Here is an 11,235-nt window from a genome sequence, read left to right on the forward strand (position 1 = left end):
CTATTCTTCCGCTGCCAACTCCATGTCCGGTTCCCCGGTCCGGGCTGCATCGGCCGTGTCGTGCTCGACAGCGGCAGTGCGGTTGCCGCGGCGGCGCCTGAGGAACTGGACCGCCCAGGGCACGACCGAGGCGAGGACCATGACAACGGCAATGATGTCGATGTTGTTGGCGATGATCGCGTAATGTCCCAGCCAGGTTCCCAGCAAGGTCACGGAGGCGGCCCAGCTAAACGCTCCGACCAGGTTCCACAACGTGAAGGACCGGTAGCCGTAGCGGCCGATACCGGCAGTCAGCGGCGCAAAGGTCCTGACGACGGGCACAAAGCGGGCCAGGACGACGGCGGCGCCCCCGTGGCGGCGGAAGAACTCTTCCGTGGTGGCCAGGTGGGCGGTCTTGAGCACCTTGGCGTCGTCCTTGAACCAGCGCCGCCCAAAAGTGCGGCCCAGCATGTACCCGACCTGGTCCCCGGCGACGGCAGCTGCCGTGACGACTCCGATCAGTACCGGCAGGGTCAGCTGCAGCTGCTGATGCAGCAGGCCTGCGGTGAAGAGCAGGGAATCGCCGGGCAGGAACGGGAACAGCACGCCGGATTCGATGAAGACCATCACGGCGATCACGCCCAGCGCGGCAGGGCCGAGACCGGCGAGGAGGCTGGCGGGGTCCAGCAGTGAGGGTGAGCCGGCGGCGGTCAGTGCCGGGACCAGGCTGAAGATAGCGGTGCTGTGCACAGAGGTGTCCTTAGGATCGACTTGAGGGAAGGGCCGCGCCGACCGGAAGACGGTCCGCCAACCAGCCCGCCAGCCGGGGCCCGAAGCGGTTCCACACCCCGGTCAGCAGCACCACGGCCGCGCCGGCGGCGAGGAAGGACGCTGCCACATCGGTGGGGTAGTGCACTCCGACGTATAGCCTTGACCACGCGACGGTGAGCGCCACAGCTGCGCCTGCGGCGGCGACGGGCCGGGACCACCGGCTGCCGCGGGCCAGGAAGTAAAGCGCGAAGGCAAGCGCCACGGCAAATGAGACGTGGCCGCTGGGGTAGCTGTTGGACCCGGTCTCCGGCGACAGCGGGTCAAAAAGCAGCGCAGGGTCCGGACGGTGGCGGGCAACGAGGAGTTTGAAGGCCTCGCTGGCGACCCAGCCGGAGCAGGCCACCAAACCAAAACCGACGGCCCTGACCAGATCGCGGCGCACCAGCCACAGGCACAGGGCGCCGAGGCAGACCAGCGCGAGGCCGGCCACCGGCCCGAACACGAGGTTGATGCCCATCGCGACGGCGGTCAGCACGGCAACGTGGTGCAGGCTGAGGCTCTGGTCAACCCTTAGTTCGGCGGCGGTGTCGCCGGGCAGCACCTGCACCAGCAGGCCGAGCACGATTACTGCCGCGCTCAGCAGGACTGCCGCCAGCACCCAGTGCCGGGCCTGGGGGAGCGTCCAGAAGCGCAACCCGGCAGGAGAGCGCAGCTCCGTACCCGGGCGGGACTCAGGGCGATCGGCAGGGGCGGGTCCAGACATGTAATCCTCCGGTTGGCGGCAACGGCGCCTGTTTGCGCCCAGTCCCAGTGTCCGCCCCGCGGGTTAAGAATCACTTAAGAAACCTCGGGCCGGCCGGGCCGGCCGTTCCGGCCGGCCCGCGGGGCGGCGGCCACCCGCCCGCTCCAGGGGCCGGGGGTTGCCGGGCAGCGCCGTGTACTAGCATCGGACGGACAGGCGGCAGGCGCCCGCCACGGCGTTCCGGGAGGGGTGCCGGACGCGTGGGCTTTCCACCGCACAGCCGCACTCTCTTCAGGAGTACCCATGGACATCACCGACGTCATTCTCAACGATCACCACGACCAGCGCAGGATGTTCGCAATCCTGGAAGAAATGGAGGGCGCAGCACCGGCTGACCTCGCGGCGGTGTGGGGGCGGCTGCGGTTTTGCTGGAGGTGCACGCCAAGGCAGAGGAAGACCTCTTCTACCCGCAACTGCTGGCACTCGGAACGGGAGAGGGCGGTAAAGCCTCTCCGGAGGATGAAACCACCGACGCCATCCACGACCACAACGAAATCCGTGACGCGCTGGCCGACGTCGAAGGCCACGCGCCCGGCTCATCCGGGTGGTGGAGTGCGGTCGCCAAGGTCAACGAGGTCAACGGCGACCACATGGCGGAGGAAGAGCGGGAAGGGCTGACGGATTTTCGGCGCCACGCGAGCCTAGACCTCCGCCACAACCTGGCTGTGGCGTTCTACGCCTATGAAGCCGCCCACGCCGGCGGAATCAAGAGCCACGACGTCGACCCGGAAGAGTATGTGAAGCAAAACGAAGACCCGGCAGCGGGGCCCGGCCGCTAGGCCGGAGTTACGGGGGCGTCCTGGCCGTACTCAGCGGAGATGAGGATCGGCAGGTGGTCCGAGGCGCCGCGCGGCAGCGTCTCGACGCCTTCGATCATCAAACCCTGGGAGGTGGCGAAGTCGAAGTGGCCCTTGAAAACCTTGTACCGGGTGTAGGTCCGCCGGTCGCTGAGCGAAAGCTCGTAGCCGGCGTCCTTCATCTGCTCGGTCAGGTACTTGGTGAAGAACGGGTAGTTAAAGTCGCCCACCATCAGCGTCATCAGACCCGCGCCCATGCCCAGCAGTTCACCGTGCGCGGCGTGGATCTGGTTACGGCGCAGCGAGTTCGACGCCGTTAGCGGCGCCGCATGGAAGGACGCGATGACGAGGTCGTGGTTTGTTTCGTTGTCGACCACCCTGGTGCCGATGAGCCGCTCGTGGGCCGGTGCGAGCACCCTGTCATGCAAGGACTTCTTCAGGGAGAAAGTGTTGGTCTCTCCGGCTGTGAAACGGTCTTTGCGGTAATAGATCGCCAGGCCCAGCCGGTTGCCCCTGGTGGCGTTCGCAAGATGCAGGCCGCCGATGCTCTCTGGCAGGTCTTCGGTGTCACACTCCTGCAGGCAGAGCGCATCGATGTCGTAGTCGCGGGCCAGCGCCTCAAGTTCGCCGCTGGCCTTGTGTTTGCGGAGGTTGTAGCTGATGACTCGGATCAGGGGGAGCACCTCTTCGCAGCATAGTCGGGATAAACCTGCATCCGAGTCTACCCAGTGCGGTGGCCGGGGCGGGAATGCCGACGCCGTGAAAAGCCGTGCCGCAGAGGCGATAGGGTGAATGCGATTGTCTAATTGCTGTTGCGAAAGGGTCGACGTTGACTGCTGAACTACCGGTGCTGGCCGAAGGCGATTTCTATTACCAGGCTCTGGGGGACGGGCGGTTCCGCTCCACCATCCACGCCCAGGGCGCCTGGAACGAGCATGAACAGCACATGGCTCCGGCCTCCGGCATCATGGCCGACTGCCTGGCTCGGCACGAGCCCCGGGAGGACATGCGGATGGCGCGGATCAGTTACGAGATCCTGGGCCTAATCCCCGGCGGCGAGTTCGAAGTCACCACCACCACGCTGCGCCCCGGCCGGACCATCGAACTGCTCCAGGCCGAACTCGTGGCCGGCGGCCGGGTCGCCATCCGTGCCACCGCGTGGCGGATGATCACCTCCGACACCACCGCCGTAGCGGCGATCGAAGACCCCCGGATACCCGCGCCGGAGGATTGCAAGCCGTACGACGCCGCCACGGTATGGCCGGGCGGCTACATCGCCTCACTTGAGATGCGGATTGCCGAGGGCCACCGGGCCGGCTCCGGCACCGTCTGGCTGCACACCGACCACCCGCTCACCGACCGGGCCGACAGCAGCGACCTGGCCCGGCTCATCGGCCTGGTGGACACCGCCAACGGAATCGCCGCACGCGTGCCGCCGGGCAAGGACAGCTACGCCTTCCCCAACCTGGACCTGCAGATCCACATGTACCGGCGCCCGGAAGGGGAATGGCTGGGCCTGGACAACGAGGTCTCCTTCGGCACCGACGGCATCGGGCTGACCTCCACGGTGCTGCACGACCTGCAGGGCCCGTTCGGTCGGGCCGAACAGATCCTGACGCTGCGCAAGAGCTGACGGGCGGCCGCTGGGCTTCCGGAGACCAGCGCCGGGCTTCCCCGGAGTGTTCTAGTGGAACACCAACCAGCCGACGACCGTCGCCAGCCCGGTCAGGAAGGCGCCCCACAGAATGTCGGCCACCACGATCGTGAGCGGCCAGTTCCTCAGCGTCGCGGCATTGGTGAGGTCGTAAGTCGCGTACGCGAACCCGCCCAGCGCGGCGCCGTAACCCAGCGCGGTCAGCCAGCTGCCGCCGTCGAGCGCGGGCTTGAGGGCAAAGAAGACAATTCCCGCGATGTACAGCACGTAGAACACGACGGCGTACCCTAGATGGGGCTTGTCCGCCATCAGGTGGCCGAGGTGCCGGCGGTAGAACTTGCTCATCGACTTGAGCCAGACGGCGTCGATGGCGGCGAACGCGGCGGCCACCACGAGGAATTCCAGAAAGACCATAAGGGAGCATAACAACATGCAGCAGGCGCCGGCCGGACCGCGGACCCTGACGGTGTTCCGGCAGGAGCACTCGCTCGGTGCCGCGGAGGATCTGGACTTTGCCCTGGAACTGCTGCGGCGGGTAAAGACCGGTGCCGCCGCGCCTCTGCTCCGGCTCTACCGGCCCGCTCCGACCGTGGCCTTCGGCCAGCGCGACACCCACCTGCCCGGGTTTGACGCCGCGGCGCAGGCCTGCCGTGAGCTGGGCTTCGAACCGTTGGTCCGCAAAGCCGGCGGCCGGGCGGCCGCCTACCACGGAGGCACCCTCGTGATCGACCACCTGGAACCGGACGCGGACGCGATCGCGGGTGCCAAGGGCCGCTTTTCCTTCTTTGGTGAGCTTTTGGCGCAGGCGCTCCGCGATGCCGGGGTGGAGGCCGCCGTCGGCGAGATCCCCGGTGAGTACTGCCCGGGGGAGTTCAGCGTGCACGGCACCAATCCGGAAGACCCGTCGCAGCGGCTCAAGCTGGTCGGCACTGCCCAGCGGGTGGTATCCGGCGGCTGGCTGTTCAGCTCCGTGATCATCGTGGAGAACTCCGGGCCGATCCGGGCCGTGCTCGAGGCGAGCTACGAGGCGCTGGGACTGGACTGGGACCCGGCGACGGCGGGCGCGGCTGACGACCTCGTCCCGCACCTGGACGTGGACGCAGTCGAAGCCGCTGTGCTGGGCGCCTACGGCCGCTACGCCACTCTCAGCGCCGGCGACTTCGGCAGCCTCCAGGCCTAACCGCGGTTCAGCCGGCGCGCTTCAGCCGGCGGTGCGTGCCGCGAGGACTTGCTCGCGCAGAATGTCGGCGTGCCCGCAATGCTGGGCGAGTTCCCGCAGCATATGCAGGTAGACCCACCTCAGCGGCAGCGGACCGCGGCGGTTTCCGGTGACCAGGTCCGCAAGTCCCAACGGCGCAGTCCGACCGCGTGACTCCGTACAGGCCTTCCGGTACGCAGACCGGACGCTTGCGGTGGTGTCCCGGCCGTCCAGGATAAAGGACTCATCCGGGGTTGCCGGAATGCCGATCTCCTGCCGGCTCCGGCCCGTGATGGCTTCGTCAAACCAGACCTGCTCCACGAACGTGGCGTGTTTGACCAGCCCGAGCAGCGTGGTCTGCGAGGGGACCAGCGAAGCCCGGGCCTCCTGCTCGCTCAGTCCCTCAAGGCAGTCGTGCAGGGCAGCCCGGTGCTCGTCGAGGAACGCCTCGAACTGCGCCCGCAATTCTGCCGAAAACAGGGCCGGGTCCATGCTGGGAAATGTGCTCATAGCGCCACAGCCTAGCCGGACCGCCCCATGGGTCCACGGAGGGTGTCAGCGTGCCGCGAGTAGCGAGCTGGCTTCCTGCCGGGTGCTTCCGGAGCTTTCGATGTGCGCCAGCTCGGCCGGGATTTCCCAGCCTTTCTTGCGCATCGCGGTAGCCCACAGCCGGCCCGCGCGGTAGGAAGAACGGACTAGCGGTCCGGACATGACGCCGAGGAAACCGATCTCGTCCGCTTCCTGCTGCAGGTCAACGAATTCCTGCGGCTTGACCCAGCGGTCCACCGGGAGGTGCCGCTCGGAGGGCCGCAGGTACTGGGTGATGGTGATGAGGTCACAGCCGGCCTCGTGCAGGTCGCGCAGCGCCTCGGAGATCTCCTCACGGGTTTCGCCCATGCCGAGGATCAGGTTGGACTTGGTGACCATGCCCAGGTTGCGGCCCTGCGTGATGACGTCCAGGGACCGCTCGTAGCGGAACGCCGGGCGGATCCGCTTGAAGATCCGTGGCACTGTCTCGACGTTGTGGGCGAATACCTCGGGTTTGGAGTCGCAGATCGCGGCGATGTGTTCGGGTTTGCCGGAGAAGTCCGGGATCAGGAGTTCGACGCCGGTGCCCGGGTTCAGTTCGTGGATCTTGCGGACCGTTTCGGCGTAGAGCCAGACACCCTCATCGGCGAGGTCGTCGCGGGCGACGCCGGTGACCGTGGCGTAACGCAGCTGCATGGACTGCACCGAGCGCGCCACCTTGGTGGGTTCGAACATGTCCACCGGGGAGGGCTTGCCGGTGTCAATCTGGCAGAAGTCGCAGCGCCGGGTGCACTCGGAGCCGCCGATCAGGAAGGTCGCTTCCTTGTCTTCCCAGCATTCGAAGATGTTGGGGCAGCCGGCCTCTTCACACACGGTGTGGAGGCCTTCCTTCTTGACCAGGTTCTTGAGCTGGACGAATTCCGGGCCCATCTGGACCTTGGCCTTAATCCACTCAGGTTTGCGTTCCACCGGGACGGCCGCGTTGCGCTGCTCGATCCGCAGCATCTTCCGGCCTTCTGGTGCCAGTGTCATCAGGACTCTTTCCTTAGCATTCGACGACGTTGACGGCGAGGCCGCCCATCGCGGTTTCCTTGTATTTGGAGGACATGTCCTTGCCGGTCTCGCGCATGGTGACAATAACTTCGTCGAGCGATACCCGGTGGGTGCCGTCGCCCCAGAGGGCCATTTTGGCGGCGTTGATGGCTTTGGCGGCGGCGATGGCATTGCGCTCGATGCAGGGGACCTGGACCAGGCCGCCGATCGGGTCGCAGGTGAGACCCAAGTTGTGTTCCATCGCGATTTCGGCGGCGTTCTCGACCTGCTGCGGGGTTCCGCCCATCACTTCGGCCAGGCCTGCGGCGGCCATTGACGACGCCGACCCGACCTCCCCCTGGCAGCCGACCTCGGCTCCGGAAATCGAGGCCTGTTCCTTGTAAAGCACGCCGACGGCGCCGGCCGCCAGCAGGAACTTGACGATCGTGTCGTCGCGGTCGTCCTGGGTGGCCTTGTCCATGCCGGGAGCGAAGTGCAGCGCGTAGTAGAGCACCGCGGGAATGATCCCGGCGGCGCCGTTGGTGGGCGCGGTGACAACGCGGCCGCCAGAGGCATTCTCCTCGTTCACGGCCAGCGCGATGAGGTTGACCCACTCCTGCCAGTACTTGGGGTCCCGGTAGTCGGGGTCCTGGCCGCGGGTTTCCTTCAGCAGGCGCTCGTGCCAGTCCGGCGCCCGACGTCGGACCTTGAGGCCGCCGGGGAGCAGTCCCTCGCGCTTAAGTGAGGTCTCAACGCAATCGGCCATGACCGAGTAGATGTGCAGCAGCCCCTCGCGGATCTCCTCGTCAGTCCGGGCCGCGCGTTCGTTGACCAGCATCACGTCGCCGATGGAGAGGCCCTTGGCCTGGCAGTGCTCCAGCAGTTCCGCGGCGGTGCGGAACGGCAGCGGGAGTTCCTTCTTGGACTCGGCGAGTTCCTGCAGCGCGCTGTCCTCCTCGCCCTCCCGGACGATGAAACCGCCACCGACGGAGAAGAACGTGGCGCTGTGCAGGACGGTGCCGTCGGCGTCGGCGACGGTGAAGGTCATGCCGTTGGTGTGCCGCGGCAGGACGGTCAGCGGCCGCAGTACCATGTCCTTCACCCCGTACGGCAAGGCGACGGATCCGGCCAGCTGGAGAGTTCCGGTCTCGGCGATCGCGGCGAGCCGGTCCTCCACTTCGGCCGGCAGGATCTTTTCCGGGTGGAAACCCTCCAAACCGAGCAGGATCGCCGTCATGGTTCCGTGCCCGTGCCCGGTCGCGGCGAGCGACCCGTACAGATCAACCCGCAGCGAGGCAACGCCGTCCAAGTCACCGGAGGCCTTGAGCTCCTCGGCAAACACGGCGGCAGCCCGCATCGGACCCACGGTATGCGAACTGGATGGACCTATTCCTATCGAGAAGAGATCAAAGACGCCAACAGCCATTGTCGGTTCCTCATTTCGTAATGCTTCAAAGGTCCGTAGTTGAGCCCGTCGCCCCCAATGCCACGACGGGCTCAACCACGGGACGGGCTACAGCCCCGGGTAGAGCGGGTGGGCGGCGGCGAGGGCCTGGACCCGGGCGCGCAGCCCGGACAGGTCCGCGCCCGCGTCGGCGATCAGCGCCTCGGCGATGATGTCCGCGACCTCGGCGAACGCGGCTTCGCCGAAACCGCGGGTGGCCAGCGCAGGGGTGCCAATCCGCAGCCCCGAGGTAACCATCGGCGGCCGCGGGTCGAAGGGAACAGCGTTGCGGTTGACCGTGATGTCGATGGCCGCGAGCCGGTCTTCGGCTTCCTGGCCGTTGAGTTCACAGTTGCGCAGGTCCACCAGGACCAGGTGCACGTCGGTGCCGCCGGAGATTACGTTGATCCCCTTGGCGGTGACGTCCGGCTGGACCAGCCGCTCGGCGAGGATCCGGGCGCCCGCGAGGACACGCTCCTGGCGTTCCTTGAACTCGTCCGAGGCGGCGATTTTGAAGGCCACGGCTTTGCCGGCGATGACATGCTCGAGCGGGCCGCCCTGCTGGCCAGGGAATACGGCCGAGTTGATCTTCTTGGCGATGTCGGCGTCGTTGCTCAAGATGATGCCGCCACGGGGACCGGCTAGGGTCTTGTGCGTCGTCGAGGTGGTCACGTGCGCGTGCGGCACCGGCGAGGGGTGCAGCCCCGCCGCGACGAGACCGGCGAAGTGCGCCATGTCGACCATCAGGTAGGCGCCCACCGAGTCGGCGATGCGGCGGAACTCAGCGAAGTCCAGCTGCCGGGCGTAGGCGGACCAGCCGGCGACGATCAGCTGTGGCTTGTGCTCCTGGGCCAGGCGCTCCACCTCGGCCATGTCGATCCGGTGGTCATCCTCGCGGACCTGGTACGGAATGACGTTGTACAGCCGGCCGGAGAAGTTGATCTTCATGCCGTGGGTGAGGTGCCCGCCGTGCGCCAGGTTCAGGCCCATGATGGTGTCACCCGGACGGATCAGGGCGTGCATCACGGAAGCGTTCGCCTGCGCGCCGGAGTGCGGCTGGACGTTGGCGTACCCGGCGCCGAACAGGGCCTTGACCCGGTCGATCGCGAGCTGTTCGATCACGTCAACGTGCTCACAGCCGCCGTAATAGCGCTTGCCCGGGTAACCTTCGGCGTACTTGTTCGTCAGCACCGAACCCTGCGCCTGCATGACAGCGCGGGCGGTGTGGTTCTCCGAGGCGATCATTTCCAGGCCGTCACGCTGGCGGGTAAGTTCGTCGTCGATCTTGACGGCGATGTCCGGGTCCAGCCTGCTCAGGTCGGCGTTCAGGCTCGGGGAAACTACCTGCTCAAAAGCGACCGTCCCCGCCGCCGCGCCGCTCACAGTTCCCCGCCATTCGTGGACGCGTACTCCTCAGCGGACAACAGCGGCCCCTCTTCGGTCACGGTGACCTTGAACAACCAGCCCGCACCGTACGGATCACTGTTTATTACGGCTGGATCGCTGACGACGCCGTCATTGACTTCCGTGACCTCGCCCGTCACCGGGGAGTAAAGGTCCGAGACGGACTTGGTGGACTCGATCTCGCCACAGGTTTCGCCCGCAGTAACGGTGGTGCCAACCTCGGGCAGATCCACGTAGACGATGTCACCCAACGCCTCGGCGGCAACAGCGGACACACCAATGGTGGACGGGCCTTCGCCGTCGGTGGAGATCCACTCGTGCTCAGCGGAGTACTTCAGTTCAGCGGCAACCTTGGCCATGTTGTGATTCCTTAAGTTTGGAGTTCAAAGAGTGAGTGAGCGTTCGCCCAAACACCACATCAAGTGAGAGAGCGTTCAGTCAGAGCGCCCATTAAGTGAGAGAGCGTTCAGGGGTGTGGGGTTGCCGGTTCCGGACCCAGCCCCAGGAGGGACTACTTTTGGCGCTTGTAGAACGGCAGTGCGACGACTTCGAAGGGCTCAGCCTTGCCGCGCAGGTCGATGTCCAGGGCGGTGCCCGGCTCGGCGTGCTCGACGTCGACGTAGGCCAGTGCAACCGGGTAGCCCAGGGTGGGTGAGGGCTGGCCGGAGGTGACTTCGCCTACCACGTTGCCGTCCTTGAGGACCGGGTAGCCGCCACGGCCGGCCCGGCGGCCGAGGCCCTTCAGACCAACGAGCTTGCGCTTGGAGCCAGCTTCCTTGGCGGCCTCGAGGGCTGAGCGGCCCACGAAGTCGCCTTCCTTGGACTTGAGCGCCACGACGGGCCCCAGCCCGGCATCGAACGGTGATCGCTCCAGGGAGAGTTCGTTGCCGTAGAGCGGCATGCCGGCTTCGAGGCGCAGCGAGTCACGGGAGGCGAGGCCGCACGGAATGATGCCGAACTCTTCTCCTGCCTCGGCGACCTTTGCCCACAGGTCCGCAGCGTCGGCGTTCGGAATGAACAGTTCGAAGCCGTCCTCACCGGTGTAGCCGGTGCGGGCCAGAATGACGTCGTGGCCGGCGATGCTCAGCTCGTTGAACGCGTAGTACTTCAGGTCGGGGATCAGCGCGTGCTGGGCCTCATCGGTCAGCTTGAGCAGGATCGCCTCTGCCTTGGGACCCTGGACGGCGATCAGCGAGGTTGCCGCCGAGGCGTCCTCCACCTTCACGTCGAAGTTCGCTGCGCGTTCCGCCAGGGCGGCCGCGACGGCGGGTGCGTTGCCGGCGTTGGGGACCACGAGGTACTTCTCGTCGCCGAAACGGTAGACGATGAGGTCATCGATGATGCCGCCGTCGGCGTTGCAGATCAGCGAGTACTTGGCCTTGCCGTCCGCGATCGCGGAGAGCTTGCCGGCCAGGGCGTAGTCCAGGAACGCGCCGGCTGCGGGGCCGGTGACCCAGACTTCGCCCATGTGGGAGAGGTCGAACAGGCCTGCTGCCTTGCGGACCGCGTGGTGCTCGGCGAGTTCGGAGCTGTACTTCAGCGGCATCTGCCAGCCACCAAAATCGGTGAAGGAGGCGCCGAGTCTCTTGTGCTCTTCGTAGAGAGCCGTGTAGTTCTCAGTCATGG

13 protein-coding genes are annotated in these 11,235 nt (G+C 66.6%); 3 read left to right on the forward strand and 10 right to left on the reverse strand.

Annotated elements, in window-relative coordinates; genetic code table 11:
• Positions 1 to 729 carry a DedA family protein gene (locus QFZ61_RS11310; RefSeq protein WP_307036060.1) on the reverse strand — a complete coding sequence of 243 codons (729 nt, stop codon included), beginning with the start codon at positions 727 to 729 and terminating at the stop codon, positions 1 to 3.
• Positions 730 to 739: 10 nt separating this feature from the next.
• On the reverse strand, positions 740 to 1,513 hold the full coding sequence (locus tag QFZ61_RS11315) for a phosphatase PAP2 family protein (protein WP_307036062.1): 774 nt from the start codon (positions 1,511 to 1,513) through the stop codon (positions 740 to 742).
• A gap of 413 nt (positions 1,514 to 1,926) precedes the next feature.
• Between QFZ61_RS11315 and QFZ61_RS11320 the strand changes: the two genes are divergently transcribed.
• A complete protein-coding gene (locus QFZ61_RS11320; RefSeq protein ID WP_307036064.1) occupies positions 1,927 to 2,331 on the forward strand; it encodes a hemerythrin domain-containing protein in 405 nt (134 codons plus the stop codon).
• Here QFZ61_RS11320 and QFZ61_RS11325 read toward each other — a convergent pair.
• Complete coding sequence (locus QFZ61_RS11325; RefSeq protein ID WP_307038146.1) at positions 2,328 to 3,020, reverse strand: endonuclease/exonuclease/phosphatase family protein; 693 nt, start codon at positions 3,018 to 3,020, stop codon at positions 2,328 to 2,330. The two genes, QFZ61_RS11320 and QFZ61_RS11325, sit on opposite strands and share 4 nt — an antisense overlap.
• Before the next feature lie 158 nt (positions 3,021 to 3,178).
• Here QFZ61_RS11325 and QFZ61_RS11330 point away from each other — a divergent pair, with 158 nt between their 5' ends.
• A complete protein-coding gene (locus tag QFZ61_RS11330) occupies positions 3,179 to 3,982 on the forward strand; it encodes a thioesterase family protein (RefSeq protein WP_307036066.1) in 804 nt (267 codons plus the stop codon).
• A gap of 51 nt (positions 3,983 to 4,033) precedes the next feature.
• On the opposite strand, the gene QFZ61_RS11335 is transcribed toward QFZ61_RS11330, so the two are convergent.
• The gene (locus tag QFZ61_RS11335; protein ID WP_307036068.1) at positions 4,034 to 4,417 is read right to left on the reverse strand and encodes a DUF2177 family protein; all 384 of its coding nucleotides are present in this window, start codon (positions 4,415 to 4,417) and stop codon (positions 4,034 to 4,036) included.
• Between the two features lie 16 nt (positions 4,418 to 4,433).
• Here QFZ61_RS11335 and QFZ61_RS11340 point away from each other — a divergent pair, with 16 nt between their 5' ends.
• Positions 4,434 to 5,183, forward strand: coding sequence for a lipoate--protein ligase family protein (locus tag QFZ61_RS11340; protein WP_307036069.1), 750 nt, complete (start codon positions 4,434 to 4,436; stop codon positions 5,181 to 5,183).
• A gap of 21 nt (positions 5,184 to 5,204) precedes the next feature.
• On the opposite strand, the gene QFZ61_RS11345 is transcribed toward QFZ61_RS11340, so the two are convergent.
• The 6 genes from QFZ61_RS11345 to gcvT form a co-directional block, all read right to left on the reverse strand.
• The gene (locus tag QFZ61_RS11345; protein WP_307036072.1) at positions 5,205 to 5,711 is read right to left on the reverse strand and encodes a DinB family protein; all 507 of its coding nucleotides are present in this window, start codon (positions 5,709 to 5,711) and stop codon (positions 5,205 to 5,207) included.
• 45 nt (positions 5,712 to 5,756) lie between these two features.
• The gene (lipA, locus tag QFZ61_RS11350; protein WP_307036074.1) at positions 5,757 to 6,761 is read right to left on the reverse strand and encodes a lipoyl synthase; all 1,005 of its coding nucleotides are present in this window, start codon (positions 6,759 to 6,761) and stop codon (positions 5,757 to 5,759) included.
• Between the two features lie 13 nt (positions 6,762 to 6,774).
• Positions 6,775 to 8,187, reverse strand: coding sequence for an L-serine ammonia-lyase (locus QFZ61_RS11355; protein ID WP_307036076.1), 1,413 nt, complete (start codon positions 8,185 to 8,187; stop codon positions 6,775 to 6,777).
• 87 nt (positions 8,188 to 8,274) lie between these two features.
• Positions 8,275 to 9,588 (reverse strand): serine hydroxymethyltransferase, encoded by a 1,314-nt coding sequence (gene glyA / locus QFZ61_RS11360; protein WP_307036077.1) that lies wholly within the window; start codon positions 9,586 to 9,588, stop codon positions 8,275 to 8,277.
• Positions 9,585 to 9,968 carry a glycine cleavage system protein GcvH gene (gene gcvH / locus QFZ61_RS11365; RefSeq protein WP_307036080.1) on the reverse strand — a complete coding sequence of 128 codons (384 nt, stop codon included), beginning with the start codon at positions 9,966 to 9,968 and terminating at the stop codon, positions 9,585 to 9,587. Before gcvH ends, glyA begins: the two co-directional genes overlap by 4 nt.
• 152 nt (positions 9,969 to 10,120) lie before the next feature.
• Positions 10,121 to 11,233, reverse strand: a complete 1,113-nt coding sequence (gene gcvT, locus QFZ61_RS11370; RefSeq protein ID WP_307036081.1) for a glycine cleavage system aminomethyltransferase GcvT — start codon at positions 11,231 to 11,233, stop codon at positions 10,121 to 10,123.
• Positions 11,234 to 11,235 lie beyond the last annotated feature (2 nt).

Origin of the sequence: Arthrobacter sp. B3I4, from assembly GCF_030816855.1 — a bacterium.
In the GTDB taxonomy this organism is placed as follows: domain Bacteria; phylum Actinomycetota; class Actinomycetes; order Actinomycetales; family Micrococcaceae; genus Arthrobacter.